Origin of the sequence: Yersinia sp. 2540 StPb PI, from assembly GCF_052217165.1 — a bacterium.
GTDB classification, from domain to species: domain Bacteria; phylum Pseudomonadota; class Gammaproteobacteria; order Enterobacterales; family Enterobacteriaceae; genus Yersinia; species Yersinia enterocolitica_E.
In genome coordinates, this window is record NZ_JAZGQC010000001.1 from 2,355,169 (window position 1) to 2,374,110 (window position 18,942).

The window sequence follows — 18,942 nt, forward strand, 5'->3', positions numbered from 1 at the left end:
ATGGGCCGCTATTTCTTCTGGTGCTGGTATTTGCATGATGAATGATAAAGATCTATCCACATGGCAGACGTTCCGTCGCCTCTGGCCAATGATCTCTCCTTATAAGACCGGTCTTGTTGTCGCGGCGATAGCATTAATCCTTAATGCCGCCAGTGACACGTTTATGCTGTCGTTACTAAAACCTTTGCTCGATGATGGTTTTGGTAAAGCGAATAGCTCAATTTTAAAATGGATGCCGTTGGCTGTTATCGGTTTGATGGTGGTTCGTGGAATAACCGGCTTTATTTCTAGCTATTGTATCTCATGGGTCTCTGGTCAAGTCGTGATGTTCATCCGCCGCCGCTTATTTAGCCATATGATGGGGATGCCGGTATCCTTCTTTGACCAGCAATCGACTGGCACGCTGTTGTCCCGTATTACCTATGATTCTGAGCAGGTAGCGGCATCGTCTTCTGGCGCATTGGTTACAGTGGTGCGTGAAGGGGCCTCTATTATCGGTTTGTTTATCATGATGTTTTATTACAGCTGGCAGCTGTCGCTGATTTTAATCGTCATTGCACCGATTGTTTCTGTTTCTATCCGGTTAGTCTCTAAGCGTTTTCGTAATATCAGTAAAAATATGCAAAGCACCATGGGAGAAGTGACCACCAGTGCAGAGCAAATGCTGAAAGGGCACAAAGAAGTGTTGATCTTTGGTGGACAGAAAGTTGAAACCGAGCGTTTTGATACCGTCAGTAATCGCATGCGTCAGCAGGGGATGAAGCTGGTTTCTGCTTCTTCCATTTCTGATCCCATCATTCAGTTGATTGCTTCATTTGCGTTGGCGTTTGTGCTGTATGCGGCAAGTTTCCCAAGTGTGATGGAAACCCTGACAGCGGGTACCATCACTGTGGTGTTCTCGGCAATGATTGCTCTGATGCGCCCGTTGAAGTCCCTTACCAATGTGAATGCACAGTTCCAGCGTGGGATGGCAGCTTGTCAGACGCTATTTGCTATTCTGGATATGGAACAGGAAAAAGACGAGGGGAAACTGGAAGTTGAGCGGGCTAAAGGTGAAATAGAATTCCGCCATGTCACGTTCTACTACCCAGGCAAAGACACTCCAGCACTGAATGATATCAATATGCACATTGAAGCGGGTAAGACCGTGGCATTGGTAGGGCGTTCAGGCTCAGGTAAGTCAACTATCGCCAATTTACTGACCCGGTTCTATGATGTCAGCGAAGGCAGTATCTTGATGGACGGGCACGATTTGCGAGATTATCGGCTTGGTGCCTTGCGAAATCAAGTCGCCTTGGTGTCGCAAAATGTTCATCTGTTCAATGATACGGTTGCCAATAATATCGCTTATGCCCGTGACGAGCACTATAGCCGCGCTGAAATCGAAGAAGCCGCCCGAATGGCATATGCCATGGACTTTATCAATAAAATGGAATTTGGCCTTGATACTGTTATTGGCGAGAACGGTGTGATGCTCTCAGGTGGGCAGCGTCAGCGTATCGCTATCGCTCGTGCGTTATTGCGCGATTGCCCGATACTGATTCTGGATGAAGCTACCTCAGCGCTGGATACTGAATCTGAACGGGCGATTCAGTCCGCATTGGATGAGTTGCAGAAAAACCGTACTTCACTGGTTATTGCCCATCGCTTATCTACGATTGAAAAAGCCGATGAAATTTTGGTCATTGAAGAGGGGCGCATTGTCGAGCGTGGTGTACATGCAGAGTTGTTGGCGCAACATGGTGCCTATGCCCAACTTAATCGTATGCAGTTTGGCCAATGATTGAGCGTATCTGGTCTGGGCGGTCTCGGCTGTATCTGTTACTGCTGCCACTATCTTGGTTATACGGTGCGGTCACAGCACTTATCCGGGCCAGTTACTCACTTGGCTGGCGTTCTGCCTGGCGCTCACCGGTCCCGGTGGTTATTGTCGGCAACCTTACTGCTGGCGGAAATGGTAAGACACCGGTCGTTATCTGGTTGGTGGAACAGCTACAACTACGGGGTTACCGTGTTGGGGTGGTGTCTCGTGGCTACGGGGGCAAATCTACGGTGTATCCGCTACTGCTATCCAATGAGACATCCACGGTGCAGGCAGGTGATGAGCCGGTTCTGATATATCAACGTACTCAGGCACCGGTCGCTGTCTCACCAACGCGCTCAGATGCCATCAAAGCGTTACTAAAAGCTCACACTTTGGACTTCATCATCACCGACGATGGATTGCAACATTATGCGCTACAGCGTGATTTTGAGCTGGTGGTGATCGATGGTGTGCGTCGTTTCGGTAATGGTTGGTGGTTACCGGCAGGCCCGATGCGTGAACGGGCGGGGCGTTTGCACTCAGTGGATGCGGTAATCACCAATGGTGGTATTGCCGCCAGCGGAGAAATACCGATGCAGTTGGTGGCGCGGCAGGCAGTCAATCTGGTTAGCGGTGAGCGGTTGCCCGCACAGCAACTCCAGCATGTCGTTGCAATGGCGGGTATTGGCCATCCTCCTCGGTTCTTTACCACCTTGAATTTACTGGGTATTGAGCCTAAGAGTAAGCATGCTTTTGCTGACCATCAGGATTATTCATTAGCACAACTTAGTCCGCTAACGAGTGGCCCGCAAATATTATTGATGACTGAAAAAGATGCAGTCAAGTGCCGGGCTTTTGCTCAGCCTAATTGGTGGTACCTGCCGGTAGATGCACAGTTACCGCCGGATCAGGCTGAACAATTACTGTTGAACATTCAGGCATTATCACGCCACGCCAGGTAGCCCACTTTATAGACTCAGCAGTGTTAGCTTGAGGGATGCCGCGCACGCCACAATTGAGCGCTGCTGGGTTTCTTCATATAGCTGTAGTTCATCAATTACCGTGGCTCCCAGCGCCCGCTGGAAATCCTGCTTGCTGGAGTGCCCCGCAAACTGGCTGTGACCACTATCCCCTAAATTTGATTGAAAAATACCTGCTGCGCTGACGGGGAGAAAATCCTCATAAACTAAAGGCTCATATTGGATAAATTCCCCGTCAATCAATTGGTCTAATGTCAGGTTTTGCATTGATTCAGTAAGGGTACTTAGCCCTCTCTCGGTAGGGAAATAGCGAAAGAAAGCGAGCTGTTCAGCGCGCATTGTCGGGTAGTCATCTGGGAACTGGCTAAATTTCTCTTTGAGAATCGCCATGTATTGCAGGGCATTTTTTTCATTCACGGGAACCTGTAGTTGATCTTGTGCCGCCTGTAGCAGGCAGTCATAGAGATTACGCCCCTTCGCTGTCAGCGCTGCCCCCCGTTGTTCTATTTCACCAAAACGGGCGGTGTGATGGCCTCGAATGAGTCGACCATCTGTTGCGACAAACGAAACCTGTTCCTCAAGGGCTTTAAAGCTGGTTTGCCGTAATAATATTGGGCAGCGGCGCGGAGGTGGCCCTTCGATCACCGCTTTAGGGGTAATCTGATGTTCTGGCATCGCAATTTGTACGGCATCGATATGCAACGTTCGTGGCGTTAGGTGGTTAATATGGGGTCCTTTGAAAGCCACCACATCGGCAATTAAACGATGCTGATCGTGCAGTTGTTGGTAAACATCAGCACTTACTGTCGCTTGATTATGCCAGCGGAATGTCTCTAATGACTGAGCAATAAAGTCATCGGCTTCATTGCTGGTCAGCCCGCCAGAAATTTCATGCTGAGTAATTAGTTCGATAGCCCGTGGGGTAAATATCACTCTTTTTGCCAGAATATCGGCAGCTTGTTGCCGCAGCTCTGGTTGTTCAATTAATTCAAGGCGCAATAATGAGGTGAAAATTCTAAATGGGCAGGTTTGCAGCGAAGCTTCATGGACAGCGCGGAATGCCGTCGAGTGAACCGGAACCCCAGCCGGGGCCAGGTCATAATAACCAACAGGCAGCATACCCATCACCGCAAACAGGCGGCGCAGGGTCGCAAGTTCAGCGGCGGTTCCCACTCGGATAGCACCGTGTCGCTCCATGTTCAGGCGCTCAATCTCTCCGGTCTGGCGTAAATGGCGGGTAAGTTCCGGTTGCTGACCCATAGTTTGGTTGTTGATATCAGCAACCAGTTGTAACAAGGCTCCGTATAGCGGTACTTCATCCTGATACATATCCGACATGGCACTGGAGAATCTGGCGCGAATCTCATCGGGGTGGACAAACGGTGGGTGAGTCATAATCGGATAGCTCCTTCATGCTTATTCAGTTTTTAGTCTAGATTGATATCGATAAATAATGGGGTAAGCAGTGGAGAATATTGGTTTTTTATGCGTGGCATCCCATTGATGCTACTTACTGACCGACCTTCCCAGATAAAATAGTTGCGCGGCATGGTATTTTATGAGTTAATAGCCGCTGGCCTGTGCTACAGACCTATTTATGTGTAAGAGTGTTCGAGACTAAAGTAAAGCAGTTCCTCCCAGACGTTATCTTGTTGATGCCGCTCCAAAGACGAACCTTCCAGTATCTCTGATAGTAACTCCCATAAGTAATGTTCTGATGCAGGCCCGCTATTACTCATAGCGCGAGTGCCTTATGGCAGATTTAATGTTATTTGAAAGTAGAAGTTGAAGGTGAAGTTTATGTCTAAGAAGACAGGTCAGGTTAAGTGGTTCAACGAAAGCAAAGGTTTTGGTTTTATTGAACAGCATGATGGCGGTAAAGATGTGTTTGTTCATTTCTCCGCGATCGCAACTGATGGTTTCAAAACCTTGGCTGAAGGCCAGCGTGTTGAGTATACCATCCAAGACAGCCCGCGCGGGCCGGCTGCTACAAACGTTGTTGCTCTATAATTTAAGAGAAATAATGTTTAGATTATCTTAGAAAGTGATGATGCCGATGTGCTAATCATCGATCTGGATAGCAAAATTCTAAAGCCCGCACTTATGCGGGTTTTTTCATAAAATCAAGCTCATAGAGGTTTAATCAGAAAACTTTAGGATGGGCAACTGCATCTAAACAATAAATAAAAATGAGTTGTTAGGATGCCCAGTAAAAGGAAATTTATTATGACGTTAAAAATGGGTCGCGTGAAATGGTTCAACCAATCAGAAGGTTACGGTTTCATCTCGCCACACGATGGTAGTTTGGATGTGTATGTCAGCAAGACGGCTATCGCCAACACCAAAAATAAATCACTCAGTGAAGGGCAGGACGTTGAATTCTCTACTTATCGTAGTATTCACGGGCCGTCAGCAGCAGATGTGATCGCTTTCTAAGTATACGACGACGATCAACTCGTTTTCTAAGCAAACGGCTACCTTTTGGTAGCCGTTTGTATTTATACCCTTGGGTATTTTTGGCCTCTATTCGACAGGTTGTTTTGTCGCCGGGCAGCTTTTGCAGGTGCTTCTATTTGTTTTTATGCGGCTTAGTTGCTGAAGTTAGCAAACAGCGCAATAATTTTATGGAATACTTTCATCTCTTACTCGATATGCCTATTTATGTGATGTGAGTCACAAAATTCTACTCCTCGCTATTCAACATATCAATAACAAAACCAGCATTTATCCCACGAGATAGCTATCTATATTTACTTATGTAGTTGCTAATTAACATAACTCCTTGTTATTAATCGCTGATAGCGCAGGCAGCATCGGTACAGTTAACCTGCTTCAGCAGATATGGTATCCTCGAGCACTTTCCTGCTGGCTAAACTCCATTCTGGAGGATGTATGGACCACCGTTTACTCGAAATCGTTGCCTGTCCGGTTTGCAACGGCAAGTTGTATTTCAATAAAGAAAACCTTGAATTGGTATGTAAAGCCGACAATCTGGCTTATCCGGTGCGCGATGGCATTCCGGTATTGTTGGAGAATGAAGCCCGCCCACTGTCAATTGATGAGAAGCACGCATGAGTTTCATCGCTATAATTCCCGCTCGATATGCTTCAACCCGGTTACCCGGCAAGCCATTGGCTGATATTGCGGGCAAACCGATGGTAGTTCATGTGATGGAACGAGCAAAGGCGTCGGGCGCGTCACGGGTGATTGTGGCAACAGATCATCCTGAGGTGGTGAGAGCCGTTGAGGCCGCCGGTGGTGAGGTATGTATGACCCGTGCCGATCATCAATCTGGCACCGAGCGCTTAGCCGAAGTCATTGAACTCTATGGTTTTTCCGATGATGATATTATCGTAAATGTCCAAGGGGATGAACCTCTGATACCCCCGGTAATTATCCGTCAGGTGGCTGATAATCTGGCCGCTTGTCGTGCTGGCATGGCAACATTAGCGGTGCCGATTGAAAGTAGCGAAGAAGCATTTAACCCTAATGCGGTTAAAGTGGTGATGGATGAGCAAGGCTACGCGCTCTATTTCTCCCGCGCGGCGATCCCATGGGAAAGAGAGCGTTTTGCTCAGTCAAAAGAGACTATCGGTGATTGTTTCTTACGCCATATTGGTATTTATGCTTATCGTGCCGGTTTTATCCGCCGTTATGTTAATTGGGCACCGAGCAAACTCGAACAAATCGAGCTATTAGAGCAACTTCGAGTACTGTGGTATGGCGAAAAGATCCACGTCGCGGTAGCAAAAGCGATACCCACGGTTGGGGTTGATACTCAGGCTGATCTGGATCGGGTGCGCGCTATCATGCTTCATCAGTAACCATTACGGGCACCGAACTGTTTGCGCCAGGTCCAATTGGGCCTGGCGTTTTTACTTTGTATCCGATAGTTTGATTTTTATTATCAATAATAGTTGATCTGCATTCTGGAAATCTCCCGCCCGTCATCCCATTATGAACCATCAATTTCGCCAGATAATTGGACTGAGCATAATGGAACAACTGAAAGCTGAATTAAGTGTGGTGCTCGGGGAATCTATCACCCGCCTCGAACGTATCAGCGAGCAGCCCTATGCCCACCTGTACGCGATGTATAACCAGCAGGGGCAGGCAATCCCATTACTGGCGAAGAGCTATGTTTGTCAGGGGATAGCACAGCAAGAGGCGTATAAACTTTCCATGCTGGCTCGGGAAGGCGATATCCGGTTACCCACCGTGTACGGACTGGTGATGACCCACCAATCCCCGTATAAAGAAATTCTGTTGATGGAGCGTTTACGTGGTGTTTCGGTGGAGGCACCGACTCGGACGGGGGAACGCTGGGATGCTTTGATGGATCAGATAGTTGAAGGTGTACTGGCATGGCATCGCATTGATAGCCACGGTTGTGTGGGTAATGTTGATAGCACCCAGGAAAATGATTGGTTCAGTTGGTATCAGCAACGAGTTGAAGTGTTGTGGGCGACCTTGTCTAATATGAATTCACCGGTTATGACATTGGAAGAGCGTGCGATACTTTACCGTGCGAAGGCGTCATTAACGGCACTTTTTGCCGGTTTTGATGACAGCTCAGTGCTGGTGCACGGCAATCTGACTCTCCGCAGTATGTTAAAAGATGCGCGCAGCGATCAGTTGCTAGCGATGCTTAATCCAGGCCCGATGTTGTGGGCTCCACGAGAGTATGACTTGTTCCGTCTCAGCGAAGAGGGCATGCCTAGTCAGCTATTCTATCGTTATCTCAATAAAGCACCGGTCTCTGAATCCTTTGTTGCCCGCCGATGGCTCTATACCCTTTGGGAACTGGTGGCTCGCTTTATCCATACCGGGAATCTGGATCGTGCTGTATTTGATAATGCCGCCCGGCAACTCATCCCTTGGTTAAACTAATTTATTCACCCTTGCTATCCCCGCTTAATTTTTGCCACAACAGCCCCAATGTTTCATACCAGGCACGTTCGGTGTGGCCTAAATAAGCCGCTGCTGGAATAGCACGCTCCCAGCTATGCAACGGTGTAGTGATGGCTAACTGATTTGCAGGCGCGGGGATTGGATGTAACCCAATGGCGGTAAAGAATTTAATCGCTCGGGGCAGATGATTTGCCGAGGTGACCAGTAGAAATGGTTTATCACCTACCAGAGTGGCCACCGCCGCGGCTTCTTCAACGGTATCTTTCGGTTGCTCTAACGCAATAATATTCGCCACCGGAACACCTAAGCTTTCTGCCACCTGAGCTGCTGTTGTTGCACTGCTTTGGTTGTTCGGACCCGCACTGCCAGTAAAAACCATTTTTGCGTTAGGATGTGCACGATACAACCTGACACCCTCAGTGACTCTTGGCAGGCTATTTGCGAATAAATTGGCGCTTGGTGCCCAATTCGGATTAAACGTGTAGCCGCCACCGAGCACAACAATGTAATCTACCGGGTCGTTTCCCTGATAAGTCGCGTATGACTTTTCCAGTGGCAATAGCAGGCGGTCAGCGACAGGTTGCAGGCTAATAAGCAATAATACCAGCCAACTCAACGCAAAAAGTGTTTTGCCACTTTTCTGCCAGCGGGTAAACCACAATAAAATGAGTGCCAGCCCCATGATGATGAGTAACAAGGGCAGGGGCATTAATAAGCCGCCAACAAACTTTTTTAAGGTGAAAAGCATAAAAATAGGGCCCTTTTGGCTGAAAAACCGGCATTTGGCGCTGATTACAGGCCAAGAGGATTTATTCTAAGTCAGGCTGTGCCAAAATAGCAGGTTGGTAGGCATTCTTTTTACTGTGGCTATTGATTTGCGAGGTTCTATCAAGCAAGGGCGGCAAATCAATAGTGATAGCGGAGCAGTTGTTCATGCAGGATCGCAATTTCGATGACATTGCTGAGAAGTTTTCCCGCAATATCTATGGTACGACGAAGGGAATGATTCGTCAGGCGGTGGTTTGGCAAGATATCAGCGGGCTGTTAGCGCAGCTGCCACCACGCCCGTTGCGGATTTTAGATGCGGGCGGTGGCGAAGGGCATATGGCTTGCCAACTGGCGGCATTAGGCCATCAGGTCCTATTATGTGACCTGTCAGCGGAGATGATCCAGCGCGCGAAAGCCGCTGCCTTGGAAAAAGGTGTGAGCCACAACATGCAATTTGTACAAAGTGCGGCTCAGGACATCACCCAACATTTAGAACAGCCGGTTGATCTGATATTGTTCCATGCGGTTTTAGAATGGATTGCAGAGCCTCAACACGTTCTGCAAATACTCTTTAATGCGTTGACTCCCGGCGGCGCGCTCTCATTGATGTTTTTCAATGCCAATGGATTGGTGATGCGTAATGCGGTATTGGGTAACTTTCAGTTGGCGTTACCGGGTGTAAAAAGGCGTAGGCAGCGTTCGCTATCGCCGCAATACCCTTTAGATCCACCAACGGTATATGGTTGGCTTGAGCAAATGGGTTTATCCATTAGCGGTAAGACGGGAGTACGGGTGTTTCACGATTACATGAAAAATAAACAGCAACAAGTTGATGAGTTTGCTGAATTATTGGCGTTGGAACAGCGCTATTGCCGGCAGGAGCCCTTTATCAGCCTGGGGCGCTACGTGCATGTCTCGGCGTTTAAGCCAAATCTGAAGGACCCATTATGAGTGACTTTTCCCAGACAGTACCCGAACTGGTCGCCTGGGCGCGGAAAAATGACTTTTCGATTACTCTGCCCACAGATCGTTTGGCCTTTCTTTTGGCTATTGCCACGTTAAACGGTGAGCGGCTGGATGGCGAAATGAGTGAAGGGGAGTTAGTTGATGCATTTCGCCACGTCTGTAAAGGTTTTGAGCAGACCCATGAAACCGTGGCCGTGCGCGCGAATAATGCTATCAATGACATGGTGCGCCAGCGGTTACTCAACCGTTTTACCAGTGAAATTGCCGATGGTAATGCCATTTACCGCCTGACGCCGTTAGGCATTGGTATCACTGACTACTATATCCGGCAGCGCGAATTCTCCACCCTGCGCCTGTCAATGCAGTTATCGATTGTCGCACAAGAGCTACAACGGGCGGCCGAAGCGGCCGAAGAGGGGGGCGATGAATTCCACTGGCATCGTAATGTTTTTGCCCCGCTAAAATATTCAGTTGCTGAAATTTTCGACAGCATTGATATGACGCAACGCTTGATGGACGAGCAGCAACATAGTGTGAAGGAAGATATCGCCGCGTTGCTGAATCAGGATTGGCGGGCGGCTATTGCCAGTTGTGAAATGCTGTTGTCAGAAACCTCCGGCACACTGCGTGAATTACAAGATACGCTGGAAGCGGCAGGTGATAAACTTCAGGCTAACCTGTTACGTATTCAAGAAGCCACTATCGGCAATGCGGGTCTGGATCTGGTGGATAAGTTGGTCTTTGATTTACAAAGTAAACTTGACCGCATTATCAGTTGGGGCCAACAAGCGATTGATCTGTGGATCGGCTATGACCGCCACGTGCATAAGTTTATCCGTACTGCGATTGATATGGATAAAAACCGTGTCTTTGCCCAACGCTTGCGCCAGTCAGTGCAGAATTATTTTGATAGCCCATGGACTCTCACCTATGCCAACGCTGATCGCTTGCTGGATATGCGCGATGAAGAACTGGCGTTGCGCAGTGAGGAAGTTACCGGGGAGCTGCCACCGGATCTGGAATTTGAAGAATTTAATGAGATCCGTGAGCAATTAGCCGCCCTGATTGAGCAGGCGTTGTTGGTATACCAGCAACAAAAGATGCCACTTAATCTGGGGGAAGTGATGCGCGACTACCTCGCGCAATATCCGCGTGCTCGTCATTTCGACGTGGCTCGTATCCTGGTCGACCAGGCAGTTCGCCTTGGTGTGGCCGAAGCCGATTTCTCAGGGTTACCAGCAGAATGGTTGGCAATCAATGATTACGGAGCCAAGGTGCAGGCACATGTCATCAACAAATATTGAAGTAGTAATGCCCGTTAAACTGGCTCAGGCATTGGCCAACTCACTGTTTCCAGCACTTGACAGCCAGTTACGTGCCGGTCGTCATATCGGGATTGATGAACTGGATAATCATGCTTTCCTGATGGATTTTCAGGAGCAACTGGAAGAGTTTTATACCCGTTATAACGTGGAGTTAATCCGTGCACCGGAAGGTTTCTTCTATCTGCGCCCCCGTTCTACCACGCTGATTCCACGCTCGGTGCTATCTGAGCTGGATATGATGGTTGGCAAGATCCTTTGTTATCTGTATCTCAGCCCTGAACGTTTGGCCCATGAAGGCATTTTCGCGCAGCACGAATTATACGAAGAGCTGCTAAGTCTGGCTGATGAGAGCAAATTGCTGAAGTTTGTTAACCAGCGCTCAACCGGGTCGGATTTGGATAAGCAGAAGTTGCAGGAAAAAGTAAGAACGTCACTTAACCGGCTGCGTCGGTTGGGTATGATCTACTTTATGGGCAATGACAGCAGCAAGTTTCGTATCACTGAAGCGGTATTCCGCTTTGGTGCTGATGTGCGTAGCGGCGATGACCCACGGGAAGCCCAGTTACGCATGATCCGTGATGGCGAGGCCATGGCGGTGGAAAACAGTCTGTCACTCCATGATGAAAGCGATGAAACTGACATCACCATGGGTAATGCAGCGGACAGTGCAGAGGATGAACAGGAATGATTGAACGCGGTAAATTTCGCTCGCTGACCTTGGTTAACTGGAATGGTTTTTTTGCCCGGACATTCGATCTTGATGAGCTGGTAACCACCTTATCTGGCGGCAATGGTGCGGGTAAATCCACCACTATGGCCGCTTTTGTTACAGCACTGATTCCTGACCTGACACTGCTGCACTTTCGTAACACCACCGAAGCCGGTGCTACCAGTGGTTCCCGTGATAAAGGTCTGCACGGCAAATTGCGGGCCGGGGTCTGTTATTCAACGCTGGATGTCGTCAACTCCCGCCACCAACGTGTGGTTGTCGGGGTGCGGTTGCAACAAGTGGCAGGGCGTGACCGCAAGGTTGATATTAAGCCTTTCACCATTCAGGGGCTGCCGACGGCTATCCAACCTACCCAGATTCTTACCGAGGTGGTGGGTGAGCGTCAGGCGCGCGTCCTGTCATTACAAGAGCTGAAAGAGCGCGTCGAAGCGATGGAAGGGGTGCAGTTCAAGCAATTTAACTCCATCACTGACTACCACTCGCTGATGTTTGATTTGGGTGTGATTCCAAAGCGTTTACGCTCTTCTGCCGATCGCAGCAAATTTTACCGTTTGATAGAAGCATCGTTGTACGGTGGTATTTCCAGCGCGATTACCCGCTCACTGCGTGATTACTTATTGCCAGAAAACAGCGGTGTGCGCAAAGCCTTCCAGGATATGGAAGCGGCATTGCGTGAAAACCGTATGACCCTTGAGGCTATTCGTGTCACTCAATCTGATCGTGATTTGTTTAAGCATCTGATTTCAGAGGCAACGTCCTACGTTGCTGCTGACTATATGCGTCATGCCAATGAGCGGCGGATCCATCTTGATGGCGCATTGGTATTGCGCCGTGACTTGCTGACCAGCCGCAAGCAATTGGTGACTGAGCAGTATCGTCATGTGGAAATGTCGCGAGAATTAGCCGAGCAAAGCAGTGCGGAATCGGATCTGGAAACAGATTATCAGGCGGCCAGTGACCACCTGAGTCTGGTGCAGACCGCGATGCGCCAGCAGGAAAAGATCGAGCGCTACCAGAGTGATTTGGAAGAGTTGACTTACCGGCTGGAAGAGCAAAATGAAGTTGTCGCCGAGGCCAGCGAGCAGCAGGCCGATAACGAAGCCCGCGCTGAAGCTGCTGAGTTGGAGGTGGACGAACTGAAAAGTCAGTTGGCCGATTACCAGCAAGCGCTGGACGTTCAACAGACCCGTGCTATCCAATATCAGCAAGCCTTACAGGCTTTGGAACGTGCGCGCGCACTGTGCCAGTTGCCAGAATTAACTGCCGATAATGCCGAAGAGTGGCTAGAAACCTTCCATGCCAAAGAGCAGGAAGCGACTGAATCGTTATTACAACTTGAGCAAAAACTGAGTGTTGCTGATGCTGCGCACAGCCAATTTGAGCAAGCTTATCAGTTAGTGGTGGCTATCGCCGGCGAGGTCAGTCGCAGTGAAGCCTGGCAAACTGCGCGGGAATTGTTGCGTGACTGGCCGTCGCAACAACATTTGGCTGAACGTGTGCAACCATTGCGGATGCGTCTGTCAGAGCTGGAACAGCGTTTACGTGCTCAGCAAGACGCAGAACGCTTGCTGCAAGAGTTCTGTAAACGCCAGGGGCAAGTATACCAGCCCGAGGAGTTGGAAGAGTTGCAGCGTGAACTGGAGTCACAGGTTGAAGAGCTCTCTCTCAACGTCAGTGATGCTGGTGAACGGCGCATGGAAATGCGTCAGGAACTCGAGCAAATTAAGCTCAAAATTCAGGAGCTAACGGCGCGTGCGCCAGTCTGGTTGGCGGCACAAGATGCGCTGAGTCAACTCAGCGAACAGAGCGGTGAGGCGCTGGAGGATAGCCGTCAGGTTACCGAACACATGCAGCAATTGCTGGAGCGTGAACGCGAAACCACGGTGGAGCGCGATGAAGTCGCCGCAAGCAAACGTGCTGTTGATGCGCAGATTGAGCGGTTAAGTCAGCCAAGTGGTGCTGAAGATGCGCGGATGATTGCTTTGGCCGAACGCTTCGGTGGTGTGTTGCTCTCCGAGATTTATGACGATGTCACCATCGATGATGCGCCATACTTCTCCGCGCTGTATGGCCCATCGCGCCACGGTATCGTGGTACCGGACTTGTCACTGGTGCGGGATCAACTACAAGGGTTAGAAGACTGCCCGGAAGACCTCTATCTTATCGAGGGTGACCCGCAATCATTTGATGACAGTGTATTTGCCGTTGAAGAGCATGAAAAAGCGGTAGTGGTTAAAATTGCGGATCGCCAGTGGCGTTACTCCCGTTATCCAGAACTGCCGCTGTTTGGCCGTGCTGCCCGTGAGAACCGGCTGGAAGCTCTGTATCAAGAGCGTGACAGCCTGGCTGAACGTTATGCCACGCTGTCATTTGATGTGCAAAAAACGCAACGCTTGCATCAAGCATTCAGCCGTTTTATCGGTTCTCATCTGGCCGTGGCATTTGATGCAGATCCTGAAGCTGAAATTCGTTTACTCAATACCCGTCGTGGTGAAATAGAGCGTGCGCTGAGTGCACACGAAGAAAGCAACCAGCAGCAGCGCCAGCAATTCGAACAGGCTAAAGAGGGGATTTCAGCCCTTAACCGCTTGATCCCACTGATTTCATTGCTACTTGATGATACGTTGACTGACCGTGTCGAAGAGATAACTGAAGAATCGGCGCAAGCGCAAGAGGCGGCTCGCCATATTCAGAAGCATGGCGCTTCCCTGACTAAACTTGAACCGCTGTTAGCGGTATTACAAAGTGACCCGCAACAACACGAACAGTTGCAGGAAAACTATGTATTGGCGCAAAACAGCCAGCGTCAGGCTAAACAGCAAGCTTTCGCACTGACTGAAGTGGTTCAACGTCGTGCGCACTTTAGCTATACCGATTCTGCGGGCATGTTGACGGAGAACTCTGATCTCAACGACAAACTGCGCCAGCGCTTGGAGCAGGCGGAAGCAGAACGCACTCGCGCTCGTGAGCAGTTACGTCAGTATCAAGCGCAATTTACCCAGTATAATCAGGTGCTAGCGTCGTTAAAAAGTTCTTATGACGCCAAGCGTGACATGCTGAAAGAGTTAAGTCAGGAACTGGTGGATATCGGTGTTCAGGCTGATGCTAATGCAGAAGCCCGTGCTCGTACCCGCCGTGACGAGTTGCATGCGGCATTAAGTACTAACCGTTCACGCCGTAATCAGTTGGAAAAACAGCTAACCTTCTGTGAAGCTGAGATGGATAGCCTCCAGAAGAAACTGCGCAAGCTGGAACGAGATTATCATCAGATCCGTGAACAAGTCGTCAATGCCAAAGCAGGTTGGTGTGCGGTGATGCGGATGGTGAAAGATAATGGCGTTGAGCGTCGTTTGCATCGCCGTGAACTGGCCTATATGGACGGTGACGAGCTGCGTTCTATGTCGGATAAAGCCTTGGGTGCTCTGCGTCTGGCGGTGGCTGATAATGAACATCTGCGCGATGTGCTGCGTTTGTCTGAAGATCCGAAACGGCCTGAGCGTAAGATTCAGTTCTATATCGCGGTCTACCAACATCTGCGTGAACGTATTCGTCAGGATATTATTCGCACTGATGATCCGGTTGAAGCCATTGAACAGATGGAGATTGAACTGGGCCGTTTGACCGAAGAATTAACCGCTCGCGAACAGAAGCTGGCAATCAGTTCCAAAAGTGTATCGAATATTATCCGTAAAACTATTCAGCGCGAACAGAACCGCATCCGTATGCTGAATCAGGGCTTGCAAGCGGTGTCATTTGGTCAGGTCAAGAGCGTGCGACTGAATGTGAATGTACGTGAAGCTCACGCGACGTTACTCGATGTGCTATCCGAGCAACAAGAGCAGCATCAGGATCTGTTTAATAGTAATCGTCTGACCTTCTCCGAAGCATTGGCGAAACTCTACCAGCGGTTGAACCCACAAATGGATATGGGGCAGCGCTTGCCGCAGACCATCGGTGAAGAACTGCTTGATTACCGTAACTATCTGGAACTGGAAGTCGAAGTTTATCGCGGTTCAGATGGCTGGCTGCGGGCAGAAAGCGGCGCATTGTCAACCGGTGAGGCTATTGGTACCGGTATGTCAATACTGGTCATGGTGGTACAGAGTTGGGAAGAAGAGTCGCGTCGTCTGCGCGGCAAAGATATTTCCCCTTGCCGTTTGTTGTTCCTTGATGAAGCGGCGCGTTTGGATGCCAAATCTATCGCGACATTATTTGAACTGTGCGAGCGGCTGGAAATGCAATTAATAATTGCAGCACCAGAAAATATCAGCCCGGAAAAAGGGACAACCTATAAGTTGGTACGAAAAGTCTTCCAAAATCATGAGCATGTACATGTGGTTGGCTTACGAGGTTTTGCCAATGAAATACCAACATTGCCGCCGATACCTGCCGAGATACAACCTGGCGGTTAATTATTGTTCAGAAAGAAGGCAGCAATAATTAATCCGATTAAATGGTCGCTAACTAGCGGCCATTTTTATTTCTTCCACACCTTAGGGTTATATTTTATAACCACCGGAAATCTGTTAGCGTAACGTGAATGGTTAAATTTATATCGTTAACCACGCAAGGGGCAGTTCTGTTTGTATAATAATGATGAAAACCCGAAACTATTGAAGTGGTAGCCAACGAACAAATCTCGTTGAACTGATCGACGCTCAGGGATTCGGGTGCCAGAGCAGCAACAATGCTGCGACTTCAAGGAAGAAGGGTAACGACAGACTATGACGTACTTAGATAAGCATACCGGGGGCATAGAATGTCGATAGGGAAACGAAATCCGCAACGCGCATTAGCATTATACTGCGCTTTAATTTATAGCTTGATGCCGATATTTACAGCATCAGCCACGGCACCTGTCATGCCGTTAGACTCATCCTCAGCGCTGCCTATGAGTGGTACGACAATGTCGGTCGCACAAAGCCGCTCACAGTTATTATCAGTGCTGCCTAAAACGGTGACACCTTTCTATGCTTCTGAGTTGGCATTGCTTTATGCCGCCAACCGTATGCAGCCGATGTGGCAGGATAGAACTGCGGTGCAGCATTTTCAGCAGCAATTAGCCGAAGTGGCACTCTCCGGTCTCCAGCCGCAATTTATGCAGTGGGTAAAATGGCTGAGTGACCCTGACATTACCGGTCAAGCTCGCGATGTTATTTTGTCAGATGCCATGCTGGGATACTTGCACTTTATCTCAGGTGTTGGCGCTAACGGTAGTGTCTGGTTATACAGCAATGTGCCATACAAAATGGCGATGCCGCCGGTTACTATTTTAAATCGTTGGCAGCAAGCGGTGCATGAAGGTACCACCGCACCCTATCTGGCGTCGCTGGCCCCCCAACATCCTCAATACGACAAAATGCATCAGGCATTGAAACTGATGCTGGCAGACCGCCAGCCATGGCCACAGATGTCTAATGGCCCCAGCCTGCGCCCAGGCCAGTTAAGTGACGATATTCCAGCGCTACGAGAAATCCTGGACAGAACGGGCATGCTACACCCCATTGCATCAGAACCGGCCAAAGCCCCAGAGGTTATCCCGGTGGATAATCCAGCAGTAGCCGTGGTCAATGATGATCTCTCGGTTGATGAAGAAAAGAGCCGTGCTCAGGCTCACAGTTTAGTGGTTAGCCCTTCAGCGGCACCCGTGGCCGACGTTCCTGTTACCGGTGGGGTTGTAGCGTCGCCATCAGCGCCGCTCACCACAACTATAACCGACAATGTTTATACGCCAGAGTTGGTGGAAGCCGTTAAACGTTTTCAACAGTGGCATGGGCTAAGTGATGATGGTGTTATTGGTGTCCGAACTCGTGAATGGTTGAATGTCTCACCACAAACGCGGGCAACATTATTGGCATTGAATATTCAGCGTTTGCGTATTTTACCGGGACACGTCGATAACGGCATTATGGTTAACATCCCAAACTATTCGCTTAATTATTATAAGAATGGTGCTGAGGTCCTCTCATCTCGGGTGATTGTTGGCCGTCCAAGCCGCAAGACACCGTTGATGAGCAGTGCGTTAAATAATGTGGTGGTCAATCCGCCGTGGAATGTACCAACGTCTCTGGTGCGCCAGGATATCGTACCCAAAGCACGCTATGATGCTGGCTATTTCCAGCGTCATGGTTATACCGTTTTGTCTGGTTGGAGTAATGAGGCTGAAGTTGTTGATCCATCGATGATCGATTGGAGCATGATTTCGCCTAATAACTTCCCGTACCGTCTGCGTCAGGCACCAGGTGCCAGCAATTCATTAGGGCGCTTCAAATTCAATATGCCAAGCTCTGATGCTATCTACTTACATGACACGCCGAACCATGGTCTGTTCCAGAAAGATATCCGTGCATTAAGTTCCGGCTGTGTCCGCGTCAATAAAGCCTCGGATCTGGCAAATATGTTATTGCAAGATGCTGGCTGGAATGATGCGCGGGTTTCCTCAACGTTAAAACAAGGCGATACCACCTACGTGAATATTCGCCAACGTGTCCCGGTGCAATTGTATTACCTGACAGCATGGGTGGCGGATGACGGTAGGCCACAATTTAGAACAGATATTTACAATTATGATAAGACGGTGAGATCCGGTGCACAAATCTCACCTCAGGCTGAACTTTTAATGCAATAAATGCAGTAAAACTCAATAACTAATGGTCTTAATATCGGGTTGTCGTAGGGGGCCCCAAATTGGGGTTCTCTATAACCGAACTTAAACGCACAGCGAGTGCGGGCCGAATGCGGGTTGACTGGTTTTCCGTAGGCGGTTATGGTTCGGGACGGCACATTTGGTTAGTGCTTTCTTTTGACATTCTTGCCGGGTATTAACAGAGATCATGGATAAAATTGATAATTATCGCCGTAAATGGCTAACGTTAGGCGGGGCAGCGCTGGGTATATCGCTGCTTCCAGGGCAGGCATTCGCCACCCTTTCTACTCCTCGCCCACGGATCTTGACCCTGAATAACCTCAATACAGGCGAGTCCATAAAAGCCGAATTTTTTGATGGTCGGGGCTATAACAAAGATGAACTTTCCCGCTTAAACCATCTCTTTCGCGATTATCGGGCCAATAAGGTAAAAACTATCGACCCACGCTTGTTTGATCAACTATACCGCCTGCAAGGGCTTCTTGGCACAACTAAACCGGTGCAGCTTATTTCCGGTTACCGCTCACTTGATACCAATAATGAACTGCGCGAACGCAGCCGTGGTGTGGCCAAACACAGTTTCCACACGCAAGGGCGGGCAATGGATTTTCATATTGAAGGTATTCAATTGAGTAATATCCGCAAAGCAGCATTAAAAATGCGTGCAGGTGGTGTAGGATATTACCCTCGCAGTAACTTTGTACATATTGATACTGGGCCGACAAGAACCTGGTAGCAGACATTTTTATGCCAATGCATTGAATCATACCTAACAGATTTCAAATTGTAGGGCGGTGGCAAGCAAGTGCCAA

At 49.2% G+C, this 18,942-nt stretch carries 15 protein-coding genes; 13 read left to right on the forward strand and 2 right to left on the reverse strand.

The features are described 5' to 3' along the window. Positions 1 to 34 precede the first annotated feature (34 nt). Entirely contained in the window at positions 35 to 1,783 is a 1,749-nt protein-coding gene (msbA, locus tag V1956_RS10590) for a lipid A ABC transporter ATP-binding protein/permease MsbA (RefSeq protein WP_083158440.1), read from the forward strand. Further along, the gene (gene lpxK / locus V1956_RS10595; protein WP_420071875.1) at positions 1,780 to 2,766 is read left to right on the forward strand and encodes a tetraacyldisaccharide 4'-kinase; all 987 of its coding nucleotides are present in this window, start codon (positions 1,780 to 1,782) and stop codon (positions 2,764 to 2,766) included. Before msbA ends, lpxK begins: the two co-directional genes overlap by 4 nt. Before the next feature lie 6 nt (positions 2,767 to 2,772). Here the strand turns inward: lpxK and hglS are convergent, their stop codons facing one another. Continuing rightward, positions 2,773 to 4,179, reverse strand: coding sequence for a 2-oxoadipate dioxygenase/decarboxylase HglS (gene hglS / locus V1956_RS10600; RefSeq protein WP_372559333.1), 1,407 nt, complete (start codon positions 4,177 to 4,179; stop codon positions 2,773 to 2,775). A 405-nt stretch (positions 4,180 to 4,584) separates the two neighbouring features. Here hglS and cspE point away from each other — a divergent pair, with 405 nt between their 5' ends. The 5 genes from cspE (at position 4,585) to V1956_RS10625 (ending at position 7,674) form a co-directional block, all read left to right on the forward strand. Next, positions 4,585 to 4,794, forward strand: a complete 210-nt coding sequence (gene cspE / locus V1956_RS10605; protein WP_372559332.1) for a transcription antiterminator/RNA stability regulator CspE — start codon at positions 4,585 to 4,587, stop codon at positions 4,792 to 4,794. 216 nt (positions 4,795 to 5,010) lie between these two features. Continuing rightward, positions 5,011 to 5,220: a cold-shock protein gene (locus V1956_RS10610; protein WP_005159937.1), complete on the forward strand. Its 210-nt coding sequence runs from the start codon at positions 5,011 to 5,013 to the stop codon at positions 5,218 to 5,220. Positions 5,221 to 5,676: 456 nt separating this feature from the next. Beyond that, the gene (locus tag V1956_RS10615; protein ID WP_004700032.1) at positions 5,677 to 5,859 is read left to right on the forward strand and encodes a Trm112 family protein; all 183 of its coding nucleotides are present in this window, start codon (positions 5,677 to 5,679) and stop codon (positions 5,857 to 5,859) included. After that, the gene (kdsB, locus tag V1956_RS10620; protein WP_420075276.1) at positions 5,856 to 6,608 is read left to right on the forward strand and encodes a 3-deoxy-manno-octulosonate cytidylyltransferase; all 753 of its coding nucleotides are present in this window, start codon (positions 5,856 to 5,858) and stop codon (positions 6,606 to 6,608) included. Before V1956_RS10615 ends, kdsB begins: the two co-directional genes overlap by 4 nt. Positions 6,609 to 6,780: 172 nt before the next feature. Beyond that, a complete protein-coding gene (locus V1956_RS10625; RefSeq protein WP_420075275.1) occupies positions 6,781 to 7,674 on the forward strand; it encodes a YcbJ family phosphotransferase in 894 nt (297 codons plus the stop codon). Between the two features lies 1 nt (position 7,675). Here V1956_RS10625 and elyC read toward each other — a convergent pair whose 3' ends face one another. Continuing rightward, entirely contained in the window at positions 7,676 to 8,443 is a 768-nt protein-coding gene (gene elyC, locus V1956_RS10630; RefSeq protein ID WP_372559329.1) for an envelope biogenesis factor ElyC, read from the reverse strand. Between the two features lie 185 nt (positions 8,444 to 8,628). Here elyC and cmoM point away from each other — a divergent pair, with 185 nt between their 5' ends. The 6 genes from cmoM (at position 8,629) to V1956_RS10660 (ending at position 18,866) form a co-directional block, all read left to right on the forward strand. Continuing rightward, a complete protein-coding gene (cmoM, locus tag V1956_RS10635) occupies positions 8,629 to 9,414 on the forward strand; it encodes a tRNA uridine 5-oxyacetic acid(34) methyltransferase CmoM (RefSeq protein ID WP_372559328.1) in 786 nt (261 codons plus the stop codon). Then, the gene (gene mukF / locus V1956_RS10640; protein ID WP_102970391.1) at positions 9,411 to 10,733 is read left to right on the forward strand and encodes a chromosome partition protein MukF; all 1,323 of its coding nucleotides are present in this window, start codon (positions 9,411 to 9,413) and stop codon (positions 10,731 to 10,733) included. The genes cmoM and mukF overlap by 4 nt, the downstream gene beginning before the upstream one ends. Then, positions 10,714 to 11,442 (forward strand): chromosome partition protein MukE, encoded by a 729-nt coding sequence (mukE, locus tag V1956_RS10645; RefSeq protein WP_042568220.1) that lies wholly within the window; start codon positions 10,714 to 10,716, stop codon positions 11,440 to 11,442. Before mukF ends, mukE begins: the two co-directional genes overlap by 20 nt. After that, on the forward strand, positions 11,439 to 15,896 hold the full coding sequence (mukB, locus tag V1956_RS10650; protein ID WP_442825081.1) for a chromosome partition protein MukB: 4,458 nt from the start codon (positions 11,439 to 11,441) through the stop codon (positions 15,894 to 15,896). Before mukE ends, mukB begins: the two co-directional genes overlap by 4 nt. A gap of 347 nt (positions 15,897 to 16,243) precedes the next feature. Continuing rightward, a complete protein-coding gene (gene ldtD, locus V1956_RS10655; protein WP_372569313.1) occupies positions 16,244 to 18,112 on the forward strand; it encodes a L,D-transpeptidase in 1,869 nt (622 codons plus the stop codon). Positions 18,113 to 18,317: 205 nt separating this feature from the next. After that, a complete protein-coding gene (locus V1956_RS10660; RefSeq protein ID WP_083158449.1) occupies positions 18,318 to 18,866 on the forward strand; it encodes a YcbK family protein in 549 nt (182 codons plus the stop codon). Positions 18,867 to 18,942 lie beyond the last annotated feature (76 nt).